Genomic DNA, 19,587 nt, shown 5'->3' on the forward strand with positions numbered 1-19,587 from the left:
CAACCGCGAGGATAATGGCGTGAATATCAATCTCACCATCATTGGTCAGGCCATTGCTTTCTTCATCTTCGTCGTATTTTGTATGAAATACGTATGGCCACCGCTAACAAGCGCACTGGCTGAGCGTAAGAAGAAGATTGCAGACGGTCTTGATGCGGCAGAGCGCGCTGAACGCGATCTGAAGCTAGCTCAAGAGAAAGCGACAGATAACCTGCGCGAATCTAAAGAGCAGGCAGCTGCCATCATTGAACAGGCCAACAAGCGGGCTAACCAGATTGTTGAAGAAGCTAAAGAAGCAGCACGTGAAGAAGCATCTCGCGTGAAAGCTGCAGCTGAAGCTGAACTTGAACAGGAAATCAACCAGGCGAAGGAAGCTCTTCGTTCACAGGTTGCAGCACTAGCACTAGCTGGCGCTGAAAAAATTCTGGAAGCCTCTGTTGACGAGAAAGCACACGCACAGCTAGTTGAAAAACTAGCAGCGGAGCTTTAAGCGAGGTTTACGATGGCTGAACTCAATACAGTCGCTCGGCCCTACACCAAAGCTGCGTTTGAATACGCAGCGAGTGCGGGCAGCCTCGATCAATGGGCAACTATGCTCTCTACAGCTGCTGCAGTAGTAGCAGACGAGACAGTTGCTCGAGTGCTGGCTACTCCAGCCCTAACGTCAGAGCAGAAAGCGGCGACGCTGAATGGCCTTCTTGAAGGCGATATCGACCAGGCAGGACAAAATTTTGTTGCTGTACTGGCTGAGAATCAGCGTTTGGCACTGCTCCCAGAAATTGCTTTGCAATTCAAAAAGCTTAAAGCAGCGCAGGAAGCATCAATCGATGTGGATCTGACAACTGCCTTCGAGCTTGCTGATGACCAGCAGCAGAAACTGGCAAAGGCGTTGAGCACTAAGTTGGGTCGTGAAGTGTCAGTTACATCTCAGGTAGATAAATCTATCCTTGGCGGTGTAATTGTTCGTACTGACGACCTTGTGATCGACGGATCTGTTCGTGCGCGATTGGCTAAATTGGCCGAAGCGATGAATTCCTGAGTGTGAGGAATAAAAATGCAGCAACTGAATCCATCTGAGATCAGCGAGATTCTCAAGAAGCGCATCGAGTCTCTTGATGTGTCTTCAGAAGCCCGTAACGAGGGCACAATCGTTAGCGTATCCGATGGTATCATCTTGATCCACGGTCTCGCTGACGTAATGTACGGCGAAATGATCGAGTTCCCTGGTGGCGTCTACGGTATGGCGCTTAACCTTGAGCGTGACTCTGTCGGTGCCGTAGTTCTAGGTGACTACCAAAATCTAAAAGAAGGTATGACCGCTAAATGTACTGGTCGTATCCTTGAAGTACCTGTAGGTCCTGAGCTACTAGGTCGCGTTGTAGACGCGCTTGGTAACCCAATCGACGGTAAAGGTCCAATCGACGCGAAAATTACTGACGCTGTAGAAAAAGTAGCGCCAGGCGTAATCGCACGTCAATCAGTTGATCAGCCAGTTCAGACTGGTCTGAAAGCGATCGACGCGATGGTACCAATCGGCCGTGGTCAGCGTGAGTTGATCATCGGTGACCGTCAGATCGGTAAGACTGCAATTGCAATCGACGCGATCATCAACCAGAAAGGTACTGGTATCAAATGTATCTACGTAGCAGTGGGCCAGAAACAGTCTACTATCGCTAACGTAGTACGTAAGCTTGAAGAGCACGGCGCGATGGATCACACCATCGTTGTTGCAGCGGGCGCAGCGGATCCAGCAGCAATGCTATTCCTTGCACCATACGCTGGCTGTGCGATGGGTGAATACTTCCGTGACCGCGGTGAAGATGCACTGATCATTTACGATGACTTGACCAAGCAGGCTTGGGCATACCGTCAGATCTCTCTACTTCTTCGTCGTCCACCAGGTCGTGAAGCATACCCAGGTGACGTATTCTACCTTCACTCTCGTCTACTAGAGCGTGCAGCTCGCGTAAACGCAGATTACGTAGAAGCGTTCACTAAAGGTGAAGTTAAAGGACAAACAGGTTCATTGACTGCCCTTCCTGTAATCGAGACTCAGGGTGGCGACGTTTCGGCGTTCGTACCAACTAACGTTATCTCGATCACAGATGGTCAGATCTTCCTTGAGTCTTCAATGTTCAACGCCGGTGTCCGTCCTGCGATCAACGCAGGTCTGTCAGTATCACGTGTAGGTGGTGCGGCTCAGACTAAGATCATCAAGAAACTTGGTGGTGGTGTACGTCTAGCGCTTGCTCAGTACCGTGAATTGGCTGCGTTCTCGCAGTTCGCATCTGACCTGGACGACGCGACTCGCGCTCAGCTTGAGCACGGTCAGCGCGTAACTGAGTTGATGAAGCAGAAACAGTACTCGCCAATGTCTGTCGCTGAGATGGGTCTAAGCTTGTACGCTGCTAACGAAGGCTTCCTGAAAGATGTAGAGCTGAACAAAATCAGTGCATTCGAATCAGCACTAGTTGCTTACTTCAACAGTGAGCACGCTGATGTGATGGCTAATGTGAACAAAGCTGGTGATTTCAACGATGAAATCGCAGCTAACTTCAAAGCCGGCATTGAGAAGTTCAAATCTACTCAGACTTGGTAATAGGCTCGGTATTAATGAGCATGGCGGCTGATTACTCAGTGGTCAGCCGGTACTAGGTCAAGGAATAGAGGCGGAACTATGGCAGTCGGAAAAGAGATTAAGACGCAAATTGCGAGCATTGGTAGCACACGTAAGATCACCAGCGCCATGGAAATGGTTGCTGCGTCGAAAATGCGTCGTGCACAAGATCGCATGCAAGCTTCCCGTCCGTATGCTCGCAGCATCCGTGGTGTTATTCAGCACTTAGCGAAAGCTAACCCTGAATACAAACACCTGTTTATGCAGTCTAACGATGTGAAACGTGTTGGTTTCATCATCGTTGGCTCTGACCGCGGACTCTGTGGTGGCTTGAACATTAACGTGTTCAAAGCTGCGATGGGCAAAATGAAGGAGTATCACTCGCAGAACGTTGAGATCGATGTTGCTGCGGTAGGTGCTAAAGCGATTAGTTTCTTCAAGAACTACGGTGGTAACGTTGTGGCAGCGACTAGCGGCCTTGGCGATGCACCTGAACTTGAAAAGCTAATTGGCTCGGTAAAAGTAATGCTAGACAACTTCAATGCTGGCAAACTGGATCGTCTATATGTGGTATCGAACGAGTTCGTTAACACGATGACCCAGAAGCCACAGGTTGAGCAGCTTCTACCCCTTCGGGCTGAGGAAAACGACGATACTCTCAATCATCATTGGGACTACATCTACGAGCCAGAAGCTCGTGACCTTCTAGAAGGTCTATTGACTCGTTACATCGAGTCATTGGTGTACCAGGCAGTGGTTGAGAACAACGCCTGTGAACAGGCAGCGCGTATGTTGGCAATGAAGAATGCAACTGACAACGCCGGCAACCTGATTGATGAGCTTCAGTTGGTTTACAACAAAGCGCGTCAGGCAGCGATTACTCAGGAAATTTCTGAGATCGTCGGTGGTGCTGCTGCTGTATAAGCAGTTAACAGGTTAATAAGTTAAGAGGATCCGAACATGAGTAGCGGACGTATTGTTCAGATTATCGGTGCAGTAGTTGACGTGGAATTCCCACGCACTGACGTACCGAAGGTTTATGACGCACTAAACGTCACTAAAACCAACCTGACACTTGAAGTTCAGCAGCAGCTGGGCGACGGTGTTGTACGTACAATCGCAATGGGTCAGACCGAAGGTGTTAGCCGTGGTCTGGACGTTGTAAACACTGGTGCTCCAGTATCTGTACCTGTAGGTACAGCGACCCTAGGTCGTATCATGGACGTACTAGGTAACCCAATTGATGAGTGTGGCCCGATCGGTGAAGAGGAGCGTTACCCAATCCACCGTAAAGCACCAACTTACGCAGATCAGGCAGCGACTAACGAACTGCTTGAGACAGGCATCAAGGTTATCGACCTTGTTTGTCCTTTCGCTAAGGGTGGTAAGATCGGTCTGTTCGGTGGTGCCGGCGTAGGTAAAACCGTAAACATGATGGAGTTGATCAACAACATCGCAACTCAGCACTCTGGTCTATCTGTATTCGCAGGTGTAGGTGAGCGTACTCGTGAGGGTAACGACTTCTACCACGAGATGCAGGAAGCGGGCGTAGTAAACGTAGAGCAGTTTGACAAGTCGAAAGTAGCGATGGTTTACGGTCAGATGAACGAGCCACCAGGTAACCGTCTACGCGTAGCGTTGACTGGTCTAACTATGGCTGAGAAGTTCCGTGACGAAGGTCGTGACGTACTTCTATTCGTAGATAACATCTACCGTTACACGCTTGCGGGTACTGAGGTATCTGCACTTCTAGGTCGTATGCCTTCAGCGGTAGGTTACCAGCCAACTCTTGCAGAAGAGATGGGCGTTCTTCAGGAGCGTATCACTTCTACTAAGACTGGTTCGATCACTTCTATCCAGGCGGTATACGTACCAGCGGATGACTTGACTGACCCATCGCCAGCTACAACCTTCTCGCACCTTGATGCGACAGTTGTACTTTCACGTCAGATCGCAGAGCTTGGTATCTACCCAGCAATCGATCCACTAGACTCGACTTCTCGTCAGCTTGACCCGCTAGTAATCGGTACAGAGCACTACGAGACTGCACGTCAGGTGCAGGGTGTACTTCAGCGCTACAAAGAGCTGAAAGACATCATTGCGATCCTAGGTATGGACGAGCTTTCTGAAGAAGATAAACAGACAGTAGCACGTGCTCGTAAGATCCAGCGCTTCCTGTCTCAGCCATTCTTCGTGGCTGAAGTCTTCACTGGTTCACCAGGTAAGTATGTTTCTCTGAAAGACACTATCCGTGGCTTCCAGGGCATCCTAAATGGTGAGTTCGACAACCTGCCAGAGCAGGCGTTTTACATGGTTGGTGGCATCGACGAAGCAGTCGAAAAAGCCAAGAAGATGTAATCCGAGAGCGGAACCTGAAGAGGTAATATAAATGGCTATGACTGTTCATTGTGACATCGTAAGTGCTGAAGGAGAGATCTTCTCTGGCCTTATCGAGTTCGTCTCTCTGAGAGGTAGCCTGGGTGAACTGGGTATCTACCCAGGTCACACTCCGCTATTGACGGAACTAAAACCAGGCCCTGTCGAGCTACGCAAGCAGGGCGGTGAAGAGGATATCTTCTACGTGTCTGGTGGTTTCCTTGAGGTTCAGCCGTACAAAGTAACTGTACTTGCTGATACTGCACTTCGTGCACATGACCTTGATGAAGCGACTGCGCAGGAAGCACAGAAGCAGGCTGAACAAGCGATGGCTGATAAGCAGGGTGAGTTCGAATACTCACGTGCTGCAACTCAGCTAGCGGAAGCAGCTGCACAGCTTCGTACCCTCGATGCAATTCGCCGCAAACTCGGCAAATAAGATCTTAATGATCAAAAAAGGCAGCTTCGGCTGCCTTTTTTATTCCTTACAAAAGCCGCCAAAGCGTATCAAAAATAATCTGCTGCGCAGCAGCAACCTCTTTTGAGTCGATTACCACCGCGGTTGGATAGTTCTCTGAAGCTAGCGAGATAATCGCCACACGTGGAGGATAGATCGCGATATAGGCCGCATCCACCGGCCCTTCCGTCTTAATCCACTTACGTTCAGAGTAGTCGGCACTCTCACCACCATCGCCTATCGCAATAACCTTTACTTTAATCTCACGCGCGACTCGTTGAGCAGTAAAGTTCGGAAAGGGGCGGTAGAGGTGTTTACGGATCGGTTTAGATGAGAAGACCGAATAGACAGGATCTTTAGCCTCGCCAACACGCGCTAGGATATCCCTGAGCACCTGCTCTATCCCATCATCCCCCTCAAACCACTGTACATTGGCTGCGCTAAAGTCAGGAGTGAGTTGATGCAGTTCAGGTATTAAACGCTTCTTGAGCTCATCTACGGCGCTATCCAGGCGTTTTCTGCGCTCCTCCGCAAGATCTAACAGCACTTCCGGCTCACGTGCAGTAAAGATTCGCCTTTTACCTTTAGGGAGATAGGTGACTATCCCCTGAACCTGCATCTGCTTTAATGACTCATAGGTTGTGCCACGATTGATGCCTGATCTGTCCGCAATTGTACGAATAGAGCTTGGCCCTAATGCAAGAAGTGCGCGATAGATAGAGAGTTCGCGAGGTCCGAGACCTATGTCTGAAAATAGTTGTGCGTCCATATTGTCAATTTTTTTATGACATTTAACCTTGCCTCAGTCTGCGCTTCGGTTAAAGTATCGTCAAGTAGATATAACCCTCTTTGGAAACATACGTTAGATGTCGATTGATGTTGTAATCCTCGCTGCCGGACAAGGTAGCCGCATGAAGTCCTCTCTGCCCAAGGTGCTGCACAAGCTTGCTGGTAAACCGATGGTGCTACATGTGATTGATCAAGCAAAACAGCTCGCTAATAGCTCGATTCATGTTGTGGTTGGACATGGTGCGGATCAGGTTGAAGCAGCACTCGCAAATGAGGAGTGTGGCTTCTATCTTCAGGCGGAGCAGAAGGGTACTGGCCATGCAGTTGCTCAGGCAGTACCAGGGTTGCGTGCTGAGGGTGTTACCTTGGTGTTATATGGGGATGTGCCGCTGACGCCCGCTTCGGTTTTCGAGTCGATGGTGCAGACAGCGCAACAAGGTAAGGTTGCTCTCCTAACAGTAAAACTTGACGACCCTACAGGCTATGGCCGAATTATTCGCAGTGCTGTGAATGATGTGGTGGGTATTGTTGAGCAGAAGGATGCCAATCCAGAGCAGCTAGCAATTACTGAAGTGAATACGGGCATTATGGCAATGCCTACCTCGCACCTTATTGAGTGGCTACCTCAGTTATCTTCTAACAATGCCCAGGGCGAATACTATCTAACAGACCTTATCGCGATGGCAGCTAATGCGGGCATTAGCGTGCAAGCTCAACACCCTGAGTCTGAATATGAGGTGCAGGGCGTTAATAATCGTCGTCAACTCGCAGAGTTAGAGCGCTGGTATCAGCTTCAGCAAGCTAACCGTTTGATGGACGCTGGGGTTACGCTTGCAGACCCTACACGAATTGATGTACGCGGTGAGCTAGTTGTTGGCAGTGATGTTGAGATCGATATCAATTTCATTGCCGAGGGCAGTGTGAAGATCGGTTCAGGTGTCACTATTGGTCCTAACTGTGTGATTAAAGATGCTGTGATTGGCGATAATGTTGAGATTCTTGCCAACTCACATATCGATGGAGCATCGGTTGCTGCAGGTTGTCAGATTGGTCCCTATGCACGTCTTCGCCCAGGCAGTGATCTGGCCGCTGGTGCTAAGGCGGGTAACTTTGTTGAGATTAAAAAGGCCAAGATAGGTGAAGGTTCTAAGGTGAATCATCTAACCTATATTGGTGATGCGGTAATTGGTAAGGGTGCAAATATCGGTGCTGGCACCATCACCTGTAACTACGATGGTGTGAATAAGTCGCTTACCGAGATCGGTGATAATGCCTTTATTGGTTCGAATAGTTCACTCGTAGCGCCGGTCAAAGTGGGAGCCGGAGCGACAATTGGCGCAGGCTCTACGATCACATCCGAAGTCGGTGATGAAGAGCTCTCTGTTGCGCGTGGTAAACAACGAAATATTGCTGGCTGGCAGCGTCCAGTCAAAAAGAGTTAAGGATAGATTATGTGCGGTATTGTAGGCGCAGTCTCTGAGCGTCAGGTAAGCGGTATTTTGTTAGAGGGCCTCAGTCGCCTTGAGTATCGTGGCTATGACTCTGCGGGCATGGCGATTCACGATGGGGATGTAGTTGGTCGTTTGCGTCGTATTGGTAAGGTACAAGCGCTTAAGGATGCTCAAGCAGCCACACCGATTAAGGGCACCCTGGGTATAGCGCACACGCGTTGGGCAACACACGGTGTTCCTGCTGAACACAACGCCCATCCTCATATGTCGGGCGACTCTGTAGCGGTTGTTCACAACGGAATTATCGAAAACTTTGAATCCTTAAAAGCGGAGTTGATTGCAGAGGGGTTCGTCTTCTCATCTGAAACCGATACTGAAGTAATTGCTCACTTACTTGAAAGCCAACTGAAATCAGGCGCCTCATTGCTTGAAGCTCTACCTAAAGTGATTGCGCGTTTGGAAGGTGCATTTGCTCTTGGCGTTGTTCAACGTGATATTCCGGATCAGCTTTTCACCGCACGTAAGGGTAGTCCGCTGGTGATCGGTGTCGGCATAGGTGAGAACTTCATCGCCTCAGATCAGTTAGCTCTGCTCCCTGTAACCGATCGTTTCATGTTCCTTGAAGATGGCGATATTGGTTGTTTGACCCGTGAAGAAATTCTGGTTTGGGATGCTACTGGCAAACAGGTAGAGCGTCCTGTATCGCAGTTTGAATATGCCGCGAATTCTGCTGAAAAGGGTGAATACAAACACTTTATGCTTAAAGAGATCTTCGAGCAGCCAGAGGTGATGGCGAATGTTCTTGAAGGTCGTCTCAGTGGCAATAACCTGCTTGAGCAGTGTTTCGGTGCTCAAGCTGCAGATATCTTTGATCGTACCAAGGGTGTGTTGATTTTGGCTTGTGGTACCAGCTATCACGCAGGGATGGTGGCACGTTACTGGATTGAGGAGATCGCAGGTCTTCCATGTAGTGTTGAGGTGGCCTCGGAGTTTCGCTATCGCAAAGCGGTAGTGCCAGCAGACACACTGCTACTGACAATCTCACAATCGGGTGAGACGGCAGATACACTGGCAGCACTTCGTGATGTGCAATCGCGTATTCTAGCCTCACTAGCGATCTGTAACGTACCAGGCAGCTCACTGGTGCGAGAGTCACAACTCTCACTAATGACCCATGCTGGCCCTGAGATTGGTGTCGCTTCAACGAAGGCCTTTACCTCTCAGTTGGTTGCACTAATGCTGACAACCATCGCACTTGGTCGTCGTAATGGCATGCCAGAGAGTTTAGAGACAGAGATCATTTCTCAGCTGCGTACCCTACCGCAGATCCTGAACGAGGTGCTTAAGTTTGATCAGGCAATCCTTGATATGTCGGCTGCTTTTGCTGAGAAGAATCATACGCTCTTCTTAGGTCGTGGTGCGCTCTACCCTATAGCGATGGAAGGTGCGCTTAAACTAAAAGAGATCTCCTACATTCATGCTGAAGCCTACCCAGCCGGCGAGTTGAAACACGGCCCGTTAGCCCTAGTGGATAAAGAGATGCCAGTTGTTGCAGTAGCGCCACATAACGACATGCTCGATAAACTCAAAGCAAACCTTCAAGAGGTGCGTGCACGCGGTGGCGAGCTATTTGTCTTTGCAGAGCAGGGCACGCTGAAAGCGGAAGAGGGAATTCACGTTATTGAGCTCCCAAGCGTAAGCCTCTGGCTTGAGCCGCTCGTCTACTCAGTGCCTTTGCAGCTACTCTCTTACCATGTGGCAGTGCTCAAAGGGACCGACGTCGACCAGCCACGTAACCTTGCTAAGTCTGTGACCGTCGAGTAAGCAACGGTCGCTTCTTAATTCAGACGATACTGACGTCTGTTCTCCATGCGGCGTAAGAACTCTGCCATGATTTCATGGTAGAGCGCTTCGCCGAGGTGGAGATCTTCAACCTCTGAATCAAGGCTTGGGTTGTCATTAACCTCGATAACCACCACGCGATCCCCTGTCTGTTTCAGGTCGACTCCATAGAAACCATCGCCAATCAGGCGAGCAGCCTTCAACGCAACACTCATCACCTTCTGTGGCACTTGCCAGGTTGCCGGCGTGTCAAAATCCCCTGAATCGGGTGCTGACTCACCACCATGTTTATAGATTTGCCAATGATCTTTAACCATGAAGTAGCGACAGGCAAAAAGTGGCCTGTTGTTGATGATGCCGATTCGCCAGTCATATTCTGTGTATAGATACTCTTGAGCCAATACTAGCGAAGAGCTCTGACGCAGTTGCTTTAACGAGTCTGTTAGCTCCTGCTCATTATTGGCGAGTATTACGCCGCGAGAGAAAGATCCATCTGGCACTTTGAGCACAGCAGGAAAACCGATCTCCTCTTTAATCTGATTTACAGTCGCCTTACTCGCATTAGTTACAATCACCGTATTGGGTGTCGGGACCTTATGAGTCTTAAGAAGATCAGCAAGGTAGACCTTGTTGGTACAGCGCAAAATGGACTGTGGATCATCTATCACAACTAAACCATCAGCTTCTGCCCTACGCGCAAACTTGTAGGTGTAGTGATCGATGTTTGTGGTGACGCGAATGAAAAGCGCATCAAACTCGGCGATTCTATGAAAATCCCTGCGTGTTATGCGTTGTACGTTAATGCCAAGGTGTTCCCCCGCTTTTTCGAACTTCTTAAGCGCGTCCTCATCACTTGGTGGCATGGGGTCTTTGCTGTCGACAAGCATGGCTAGGTCAAAGCGAAACTGCTTTTTCGCCTTGGGCTTGCGCCAAATACGCGTACTGAACTGATCAATCGCAGTTGCAAAACGATCTTGCTCTGACTCGTCATTCGAAGATGGAATGACACCCTGTTTAATCTTTTCGATTTTCCATCCTTTACGGTACTTGAGAGTTACTTCAAGAATTGGAATAGGGAAGCGATCAAACAACTGGCGTGCCAAAGGCTCTAACTCAGAGACACCTGCTTGGCCGAAGTAGAGGGTTAGATCGAGTGTTCCAAGGCCTGAATCTAAGTTGGTCTCGAGTTGATCCAACGCTGCTTGAATCTCTTCGGCCTCCATACTCCAAAGCGCCTTACGACGCAGGTCATTCAGTACTTGGATTTTAGGGATGACGTGATGATCTCGAGCCTCAGCAAGCAGTGAACAGTAGTAGCCACGGCCAAGAGCCCGTGAGTTGCGGCAGCAGTTGATAACACGCACTCGCCCCTTACTACGATTGGCAGGCAGTGCGATGTACTCCTCAAAAGAGATGACATCCTGACTAGGGAAAAATGGGGTCCAATCGTCTTTATCGTCGACGACTACATAGAGTTGTGCCATGGTGTACTCCTTGCGAGCAGGGCTTTAGCGAATAGTAGACTCTTTTTTTTATTTCGCTACTAGCTAGTTTAAAAAAACAGTTCTACGATTTGCTTAACATAGCTAGAGGGCATCCATGTGTCCGAAATTGAGATCCGCCCTGCACAACTTTCTGATCTGGATAATCTTGTATCACTAGAGAACGCATCCTTTCAGAGCGATCGAATGTCTGCGCGCAGCCTACGCCGCTTTATCAAATCGTCTCATGATGATCTTCTAGTCGCTGTCGCAGGTGACGAACTGCTCGGTTATCTTTTACTGCTCTATCGCAAAGGGACGAATTTAGCCCGAATCTACTCTTTAGCGGTCGATGCAAAGGCGCGAGGACGAGGGATTGCCCAACAGCTATTACAGCAGGCAGAGCTGGCCGCACGTGAACAGGCGAGTGCTTTTATCCGGCTAGAGGTTTCAGTCAACAATCAGCCTGCTATTCAGCTCTATAAACGTATGGGATTTCATACCTTTGGGCGTATAGCGGAATATTATGGTGACGGTAGTGATGCTATCCGTATGGAACGTACTATACGGCGGGCTGCAAAACCCGTGCCCGCGACAGGATATTACGAACAGACCACACCTTTTAGCTGTGGTCCAGCCAGTTTGTTGATGGCTATGAATCGACTTGCCTCTCCGCGCGCGATGACTCGAAGTGAAGAGCTCGCGATATGGCGTGAAGCCACTACCATCTATATGACCTCAGGCCATGGCGGTTGCTCCCCAGTAGGTATTGCGTTGGCTGCAAAGAGGCGAGGGTTCAGTCCGACTCTCTATCTATCGAAGGAAACCACTCCCTTTATTGATAGCGTTCGAGATCTGGATAAAAAGTCTGTGATTGAGCAGGTTCACCAGGATTATCTTGCAGAGTTGAACAGCTTAGGGGCTGAGATACATTATCAAACAATCGACTCAGCCGATTTGGTAAAGCACTTGAAAGAGGGTGCGGTAGCTATTGCGCTCATTAGTACCTGGCGCTTAAACCGCAACAAAGCACCACACTGGGTATTGCTTTCAGGAGCAGATGACCGGTTTATCTATCTCTGTGATCCCGATATGGATCATGATGATTGGCATACGGAGCTGGACTATATCGATGTGCCCGTTGCGTTAGATGAGTTTCAGCAGATGTCGCGCTATGGCCGTGAGCGTTTAAGCGCGACGATTTTAATTACCCTTTAATACCTCTAGCGCTGACCATGGCAATCAGTCCTCCTAAGACAATCACGCCACCACCAATGAGCGTAAGCAGTGTTGGAACCTCACCTAGAAAGATGAGCGCAGCTACTGTAGCGAACAGTAGTAGCGTGTAGTTAAAGGGCTGCAGGGTACTGGCGTCAGCGTAGTCCATCGCTTTGATATAGAAGAGTTGTGAGCCAATATTCATGACGGCTAGTGTCAGCAATAATAGCCCCTGCTCAAAGCTTGGCTCCAGCCACTGCCAAATCCCTAAGGGCAGTGAGATCACCAGCCCGACGACACCCATATACATTGCATGCGTTTTGAAGCCATCTTTGCCACTCAAAAATTTTGTCACAATCGAAAAGCTTGCTAAGGCTATAGCCCCACTAAGCGGTAACAGCATGTCTGTGTTAAAGCCCGACAGTTTAGGTTGAATGATCGTTAGTGTGCCTGCCAAGCCGACCAATACCGCAACCGCTTTTCGTCTGCTGAGTGACTCTTTGAGAATAAAACGCGCCATCACGAGGGTAATGAGAGGAAATAGCGCAACAATGGCGTGCACTTTAGCGACAGTCATCAAGGTGAATGAGATGTTGATAAAGGCGATCTCTGTCATCGATAACGACGCCCTTAGAATCTGTAGGCTTGGCCTTGCTGACTTTAACGCGCTCCATGCCTTGTGTAGGCCACCCGCAAGCACCACTGCAAATATGGAGAATACAGCGTAACGCACCAGCAGAAGCTGGCTGAGAGGTATTCCACTGAGTAGCAGCGTCTTAGTGATGATGTCCTGGACAGCAAACGAAGCCATTGATGCTAGACAGAGTAGAATTCCAATATTGGTCGGCTTCATCCATTTGCTCACTGCGGTTAATAAACGCAAAGTAGGGCGCTTGACCGCTTGGGTCAAGCGCATTGATGACTATCCAATCAATAATGCTGCATTTCCGCCCGATGCAGTTGTATCTTCACAGATGTGCTGCTCTTTGATGTGGCGTACCGACCTACCTAAATCTGTTAGAAGTGGAACGATAGCTCCCTCTCTGTTTGCTAAAGCTTTGCGAATCTCCCGTTGATACTCTTGGCTTGCGCTGACGCTAACACCTGCGATTGCATTTAGCTTTTGCAGAGTAACGGCAGGCAGAGTCCCTTCGAGGTGAATTAGGGGTAGCTGAGGATCAACATTCGGGGGCGCACTCGCATTTGTTATGAGGAGTGTTGGGTTGCCTGCTTTGGCAGAAGCAATCGCTTGCTCCCAGCTATACTGATCGCCGGTCACTAACCAATATCCACGGGCCATCGTTTGTAAGCTGTTCTTTTCGCCAGTGACGCCCGGACAATCTAGCTCCTGCTTCACAACTGATGGTGAGTAACGATCGATTAAAGTGTTCCAAGCGTTTTCCACCTGGGTGTCCACTAAGTAGTTCTGTTGATCTGGAAGCCAGCTCGATTGCGTCACAATTGGCGCTACCATGTTTTGCAGGTAGTTGGGGCCGCCCGCTTTGGGACCCGTTCCGGATAGTCCTTCACCGCCAAAAGGTTGTGAGCCGACCACTGCACCAATTTGGTTACGATTGATGTAACAGTTGCCCACGTGCAATGCCTCGCACACCTGTTGTGTCTGAGATTGAATGCGAGAATGGATAGCAAAAGTTAATCCATACCCCTTGTCATTAATCTGCTCAATGACCTTTGAAAGCCGAGCTGCTTTGTAAGATGCGATATGTAAAATCGGGCCGAAACGCTCAAAATCGAGATCTTCAATTCCATTCACTTCGATCAATGTCGGTAGCACAAAGTAACCGCCATCAGCTTGAGAATTCACTTGATAGATAACCCGCTCTTTCTGCTCAGCAATGTAGGCATTGAGCGAAGCGTACGCGCGCTCATCAATGACAGGTCCAACGTCAGTGTTTAAAAGGGTTGGGTCGCCTACTTTGAGCAGCTTCATAGCACCGACAAGCATCTCAACTACCTGCGGATAGAGCTCCTCTTGGACATAGAGCATACGCAGAGCTGAACAGCGTTGTCCGGCACTTTGGAACGCGGATGCTACTACATCACGCACCACTTGCTCAGGGAGTGAGGAGGCATCGGCAATCATCGCATTTAGACCACCTGTTTCGGCTACCAACAAAGCCTCTGGAGATGCATTCTCAGCGAGCGCGTGATTAATTCTTTGTGCTGTAGCTGTAGAACCTGTGAAGATCACAGATTTGATCTCTGGGTGTGAGACTAGTGCGTTACCCTGCACTGCGCCGGTACCTAGAATCAACTGAACTACATTTTTCGGAACACCAGCTTCGTACCAAAGATTGATCGCTTTGATAGCAACTAAAGAGGTCTGCTCAGCAGGTTTTGCTAACACTGTGTTTCCTGCACCGCAGGCCGCAGCTATCTGGCCTGTGAAAATGGCTAAAGGGAAGTTCCAGGGTGAAATACAAACGCTCACCCCACGTCCTTGTGATTCAGCAGCTAGTTGATCTGTCTGATCAGCGTAATAGCGAAGGAAATCGACCGCTTCTCTCACCTCGTTAATCGCATCTAACAGGGTTTTACCCGCTTCGCGCGCGAGCAGGGCCAAAAATTCTGGGGTGTCACGTTCATACAGATCGGCAATAAGGCGCAGAGCTTCTGCACGGTGAGTGGCAGACTGCCAAGATGGCTGAGCATCGATTGCGTTTGTGATTGCTTCCTTAATTTCATTGGGGGCTGTGGTCTGATAGTAGCCAACCAATTCGCCTGAATAGGGGGAGACAACCTGGGAGTCGCCACTATCGCCCCAGATTTTTGTCATGAAGAGTTCACGCGATTTGAGTAGACCCTTTAAGACTTTTCTCTCTCCTAGATCAAAGCCACTTGAATTGATGCGTGGTTTGAAGATCTCTAGTCCAGTAGCAATGCTATTGGCGATCTTTGGTTTGTTGAGTGGGTTTTCAACAACCTGATGTGCTGGGACTTTTTCATCCGCTAGAAGGTTCACAAATGAGCTGTTTGCACCATTTTCTAATAGTCGGCGCACTAGGTAAGCGAGTAGATCTTTGTGAGTTCCAACAGGTGCATAGATACGGCAACGAGTTGAATTGGCTTTCATGATTTGCTGATGGAGCGCCTCCCCCATGCCATGTAAGCGCTGAAGTTCAAACTCAATACCCGCCTCTTTAGCCCAAGCAGTCACACAGGCTGCGGTTTGGGCATTATGAGTCGCAAACTGTGGGTAGATACGCTCGCCGTAACGAATCAATTTTCGCGCACAGGCAAGATAGCTAATATCAGTATGGTGTTTTGCCGTGTACACCGGGAAATCTGCCAAGCCTTGAGTTTGCGCAAGCTTAATCTCGGTGTCCCAGTAAGCCCCCTTAACAAGGCGAATCATAATTTTGCGATCGTACTCTTTAGCCCAACCGTAAAGTTGATCAATCACAGCATAGGATTTTCGATTATATGCCTGTACTACGATGCCTAAACCATCCCAGCCTGATAACTCTGGAGAGGCTATGAGCGCATGGATGATATCGAGAGAGATCTCGAGGCGTGCGCACTCCTCTGCATCGATGTTCAAACCAACGTTGTGCTCTTTTGCGAGCAGGCACAGTGGCAGCATCTTCTGCGTTAGCTCGTTGATAGCGGCTTGCTCATTGAGCAGTTCGTAACGCGGATGGAGCGCAGAGAGTTTTACAGAAATTCCAGGGTTTTTAGCTATATCACTTGAGTCAGAGCGAGCCACTAGTGCTAACAAGGCATTTTTATAGGCGTTGAAATAGCGATCTGCATCATGCTCGGTGTGCGCGGCCTCGCCTAACATGTCATAGGAGTAGCTGTACCCTACTTTTTCTAGCAGACGCGCTCTTTTAAGTGCTGACTCTATGTTTTGGCCCAGCACGAATGCTTGCCCCATCGCTTTCATACCCATACCAATAGCTAGGCGCATGACAGATAAAATTGCAGTGCGCATTAGTTTGGGTTTAAGCATGGCATGCCCAAGTTTTAAACCGCTTGAGGCCAGTGAAACTAGTAAGGTTTTGCTGTCTGATTTAGCACTCCAATCTCGATTCGTAAGCTTATCGAGTATCAGTGCATTTCGCGTGTGGGCATCAGGGATACGTTGGAAGGACTCAGCAAGAGTCATTAACGATAGCCCTTCAGAGGTATTCAGCGGATAGGCTTTTAGAAACTGCTCCAGCATCGAGGGTTTGTAACCTGTGCGAATTTCATCGACTAGCGACTCCGCCTGCTGCTGTAGAGATGAATCTACTGCGCAAAGGAGCGACTCTTGTTCTATTAAGGTAGATAGTTGTTCGACTTCGCTGTTGGTTGGGAGCGGTAGTTCGATATGTCTGTTTTGAGCGTTCATTGCCAAGCCCCTCTTGAATATGACGCTCAGTATAGTTATCTTGCGTTAAACAATTGGTCTAATTTATCGATCATAAGTTAAATTAAAAACTTATTATTAAATATTAATTAGGCTAAAAATTAATTAACTATCAATAAAGTAGTGATTATGGCTAAAGTGGATTTAGATAGTTTTGATCGTGCAATTCTTAAAGCACTTGAGCGTAACGGCCGCATAACAGTCACAGAGCTCGCAGATACAGTAGGCTTATCTAAGACACCTTGTCAGATCCGTATGAAGAGACTGGAGTCTAAGGGCTATATTCGTGGTTACGCAGCCATCATGGATTACGGCCTTTTAGATACAAACCACATCGCATTTGTGCAAGTTAAGTTGAGCGATACCCGTGCAGCCGCTTTAGCGGCCTTCAACGCTGCAGTTGGTAACGTCTCTGAGATTGAAGAGTGTCACATGATGGCAGCTGACTTTGATTACATACTTAAGGTTCGTACCCGCGATATAGCGAGCTACCGTGCTGTCTTGGGTGAAACTATTTCAGAACTACCCTATGTCGCTAGCACCTCTACGTTTGTCTGTATGGAGGCAGTTAAAGAGCACGGACAGGTTTTTGAGGATTAGTTTTGACCTGTTAATAGTCAAATTATCTAAAAATTATAAAAATGAAGGATATAAGTTATGAATATTCGATTATTAAGATTTATATAACTGATTTTTTATAAAAAATAGTGAATTTACACTTACGGTTTGGTTTTATACTTACTTAAGCCACAAAATTTTTACTCAGATTAGTTAAAGATTAACTTGTCTGACCAGCAGAGCAGTTAAGTCCACTTAGTGCGATTGTCTAGGGGGTCAACTTTCTGTAATGTTGATCTTAATGAACCGCGTCACTCGTAGTTCATGATCGTTGCACCTAAAAACGAGTTTAGGTCAGACGATTGAATAAATTATAAGGAGAACAGAATGAAAAAATTAGCATTGGCTGTTGCTGCAGCATCAATGATTGCTGGCGCAGCACAAGCTGGCAGCCACATGCCTAACGAAGTGCGCCTAGGTGTTGCACTTGGTTTTACAGGTCCTGCTGAATCACTAGCTGCTTCTATGGCTGCAGGTGCAGAGCTTGCGATGAAAGAAGTTTCTGATAGCGGCAAACTTCTTGGTGGCGCTAAAGTAACTTCATCTCGCGCAGACTCTACTTGTACTGATGCAGCAGCAGCTGCGGCAGCTGCAGAGCGTCTAATCGCTGCAGAAAAAGTAGATGCGATTGTAGGTGCTCTATGTTCAGGTGCGACTATCTCAATCCTACAGAACGTTGCGATGCCTAACGGTGTGGTTCTGTTCTCTCCATCAGCGACTTCTCCAGCGCTATCTACGCTTGAAGATAACGGTTACTTCTTCCGTGCATCACCATCTGATGCGCGTCAGGGCCAGGTAATTGCTGAGATGCTTAAAGAGAAAGGCTACAAGTCTATCGCTCTTTCTTACACTAACAATGACTACGGTAAAGGTCTTGCAGACAGCATCCAGTCAAACTTTGAAGCTGCTGGCGGCAAAGTAACCATCAACACTCCACACGAAGATGGCAAAGGCGATTACAGTGCGGAAGTGGGTGCTCTAGCTCAGGCTGGTGGTGACATCCTTGTTGTAGCAGGCTACCTAGATCAGGGTGGTAAGGGCATTATCCAGTCTTCACTAGACTCTGGTGCGTTTGATCACTTCTTCCTTCCAGATGCGATGATTGGTGACAGCCTAACTGCTGCAATCGGTAAAGATCTGAACGGCTCTATCGGTACAGTTCCTGGTACTGACAGCCCAGGTTCTGCAACTTACCAGGAGATGGCTAAAGCTGCTGGTTTCGAAGCTGGTCCTTACTCTGACTACTCTTACGACGCTGCAGCTATGACTCTTCTTGCTATGCAGGCAGCTAAGTCTAAAGACTCTAAAGTGTTTAAAGATTTCGTATTTGAAATCGCAAACGCTCCTGGTGAGAAAATCTACCCAGGTGAACTTGCTAAAGGTCTTGAGATCCTAGCGAACGGCGGTCAGATCGACTACGTTGGTGCGACTGCAGTTGAGCTAATCGGCGGCGGTGAGTCAGCTGGTAGCTACCGTGAGATTCTGGTTAAAGATCAGAAGAACACAACTGTTCGTTACCGTTAATTCGTAGCGATAAATAAACAGGCTCGGGACTCAAAAGGTTCCGAGCCGTTTTTGCATTTAGACAGTATGATTCGTGTAGAAAATCTTCATAAGCGCTTTGGCGGTGTACATGCCGTGAATGACGCCTCTCTTCATATTAAGAAGGGATCTATTACTGGTTTGATTGGCCCAAACGGTGCCGGTAAAACTACTCTCTTTAACGTGATTGCCGGTCACTACAAGCCGACCTCAGGTCGTATTCTGCTTGATGGTGAAGATATCACAGGCCTTCAGCCCCATGAGTTGTTTCAAAAAGGGGTGTTGCGTACTTTCCAGTTGGCGCATGAGTTCTCCTCACTTACGGTACGTGAAAACCTGATGATGGTGCCTTCGGATCAGGCGGGCGAAAGCCTTTTAAATGTCTGGTTCCGTAAAGATCGTGTTGCTGCTGATGAACAGCGCGTTCGTGAGAAAGCGGAAGAGGTTATCGACTTTCTTGAGATTGGCCATGTAGCGGACGAGCTTGCAGGCAATCTTTCAGGTGGCCAGAAGAAACTGCTTGAATTGGGTCGTACCATGATGGTCGAGCCAAAAATCGTCTTTCTTGATGAGGTGGGTGCTGGCGTTAACCGCACGCTTCTATACAAGATCGGGGATGCAATTTTGAAACTCAATCAAGAGCGTGGTTACACCTTCTGCTTGATTGAGCATGATATGGACTTTATCGCACGTCTTTGTGACCCAGTGATCTGTATGGCTGAAGGGACAGTTTTGGCCGAGGGTACGGTTGATGAAGTTAAAAACAATGAGCAGGTGATCGAGGCTTACCTTGGCACCGGGCTTAAGCATAAGCGGTAAGAGTC

Annotated in this window: 16 protein-coding genes; 12 read left to right on the plus strand and 4 right to left on the minus strand. The window is 48.5% G+C overall.

Features of this window, described 5'->3' with window-relative positions; genetic code table 11:
• Positions 1-19 precede the first annotated feature (19 nt).
• The 6 genes from HH196_RS09255 (at position 20) to HH196_RS09280 (ending at position 5,432) form a co-directional block, all read left to right on the plus strand.
• Positions 20-490 (plus strand): F0F1 ATP synthase subunit B, encoded by a 471-nt coding sequence (locus HH196_RS09255; RefSeq protein WP_169451840.1) that lies wholly within the window; start codon positions 20-22, stop codon positions 488-490.
• Positions 491-502: 12 nt separating this feature from the next.
• The gene (locus HH196_RS09260; protein WP_169451841.1) at positions 503-1,039 is read left to right on the plus strand and encodes a F0F1 ATP synthase subunit delta; all 537 of its coding nucleotides are present in this window, start codon (positions 503-505) and stop codon (positions 1,037-1,039) included.
• A 15-nt stretch (positions 1,040-1,054) separates the two neighbouring features.
• Complete coding sequence (gene atpA / locus HH196_RS09265) at positions 1,055-2,599, plus strand: F0F1 ATP synthase subunit alpha (protein WP_169451842.1); 1,545 nt, start codon at positions 1,055-1,057, stop codon at positions 2,597-2,599.
• Between the two features lie 78 nt (positions 2,600-2,677).
• Complete coding sequence (gene atpG / locus HH196_RS09270) at positions 2,678-3,541, plus strand: F0F1 ATP synthase subunit gamma (RefSeq protein WP_169451843.1); 864 nt, start codon at positions 2,678-2,680, stop codon at positions 3,539-3,541.
• A 36-nt stretch (positions 3,542-3,577) separates the two neighbouring features.
• Positions 3,578-4,975, plus strand: a complete 1,398-nt coding sequence (gene atpD, locus HH196_RS09275; protein WP_169451844.1) for a F0F1 ATP synthase subunit beta — start codon at positions 3,578-3,580, stop codon at positions 4,973-4,975.
• 31 nt (positions 4,976-5,006) lie between these two features.
• On the plus strand, positions 5,007-5,432 hold the full coding sequence (locus HH196_RS09280) for a F0F1 ATP synthase subunit epsilon (protein WP_169451845.1): 426 nt from the start codon (positions 5,007-5,009) through the stop codon (positions 5,430-5,432).
• Between the two features lie 46 nt (positions 5,433-5,478).
• On the opposite strand, the gene HH196_RS09285 is transcribed toward HH196_RS09280, so the two are convergent.
• Positions 5,479-6,219 (minus strand): TrmB family transcriptional regulator, encoded by a 741-nt coding sequence (locus HH196_RS09285; protein WP_169451846.1) that lies wholly within the window; start codon positions 6,217-6,219, stop codon positions 5,479-5,481.
• A gap of 97 nt (positions 6,220-6,316) precedes the next feature.
• Here HH196_RS09285 and glmU point away from each other — a divergent pair, with 97 nt between their 5' ends.
• Both glmU and glmS read left to right on the plus strand, forming a co-directional pair.
• Complete coding sequence (gene glmU / locus HH196_RS09290) at positions 6,317-7,681, plus strand: bifunctional UDP-N-acetylglucosamine diphosphorylase/glucosamine-1-phosphate N-acetyltransferase GlmU (RefSeq protein ID WP_169451847.1); 1,365 nt, start codon at positions 6,317-6,319, stop codon at positions 7,679-7,681.
• Between the two features lie 9 nt (positions 7,682-7,690).
• Positions 7,691-9,514 (plus strand): glutamine--fructose-6-phosphate transaminase (isomerizing), encoded by a 1,824-nt coding sequence (gene glmS, locus HH196_RS09295; RefSeq protein ID WP_169451848.1) that lies wholly within the window; start codon positions 7,691-7,693, stop codon positions 9,512-9,514.
• Positions 9,515-9,528: 14 nt separating this feature from the next.
• Here the strand turns inward: glmS and HH196_RS09300 are convergent, their stop codons facing one another.
• Positions 9,529-11,016 carry a RimK family protein gene (locus HH196_RS09300; RefSeq protein WP_169451849.1) on the minus strand — a complete coding sequence of 496 codons (1,488 nt, stop codon included), beginning with the start codon at positions 11,014-11,016 and terminating at the stop codon, positions 9,529-9,531.
• 117 nt (positions 11,017-11,133) lie between these two features.
• On the opposite strand from HH196_RS09300, the gene HH196_RS09305 reads away from it, so the two are divergent.
• Positions 11,134-12,231, plus strand: a complete 1,098-nt coding sequence (locus HH196_RS09305; protein ID WP_169451850.1) for a GNAT family N-acetyltransferase/peptidase C39 family protein — start codon at positions 11,134-11,136, stop codon at positions 12,229-12,231.
• Here the strand turns inward: HH196_RS09305 and HH196_RS09310 are convergent.
• Positions 12,221-13,147, minus strand: coding sequence for a DMT family transporter (locus HH196_RS09310; RefSeq protein ID WP_169451851.1), 927 nt, complete (start codon positions 13,145-13,147; stop codon positions 12,221-12,223). The genes HH196_RS09305 and HH196_RS09310 overlap by 11 nt on opposite strands.
• 6 nt (positions 13,148-13,153) lie before the next feature.
• Positions 13,154-16,585: a bifunctional proline dehydrogenase/L-glutamate gamma-semialdehyde dehydrogenase PutA gene (putA, locus tag HH196_RS09315; protein ID WP_169451852.1), complete on the minus strand. Its 3,432-nt coding sequence runs from the start codon at positions 16,583-16,585 to the stop codon at positions 13,154-13,156.
• Between the two features lie 147 nt (positions 16,586-16,732).
• On the opposite strand from putA, the gene HH196_RS09320 reads away from it, so the two are divergent.
• From HH196_RS09320 to HH196_RS09330, 3 genes are all read left to right on the plus strand, one after another.
• Positions 16,733-17,203, plus strand: coding sequence for an Lrp/AsnC ligand binding domain-containing protein (locus tag HH196_RS09320; protein WP_169451853.1), 471 nt, complete (start codon positions 16,733-16,735; stop codon positions 17,201-17,203).
• A 345-nt stretch (positions 17,204-17,548) separates the two neighbouring features.
• Complete coding sequence (locus HH196_RS09325) at positions 17,549-18,745, plus strand: ABC transporter substrate-binding protein (protein ID WP_169451854.1); 1,197 nt, start codon at positions 17,549-17,551, stop codon at positions 18,743-18,745.
• 66 nt (positions 18,746-18,811) lie between these two features.
• Positions 18,812-19,582, plus strand: coding sequence for an ABC transporter ATP-binding protein (locus HH196_RS09330; protein WP_169451855.1), 771 nt, complete (start codon positions 18,812-18,814; stop codon positions 19,580-19,582).
• Positions 19,583-19,587 lie beyond the last annotated feature (5 nt).

The sequence above is a fragment of the Marinobacterium sp. LSUCC0821 genome, from assembly GCF_012848475.1.
In the GTDB taxonomy this organism is placed as follows: Bacteria; Pseudomonadota; Gammaproteobacteria; order Pseudomonadales; family Balneatricaceae; genus Marinobacterium_E.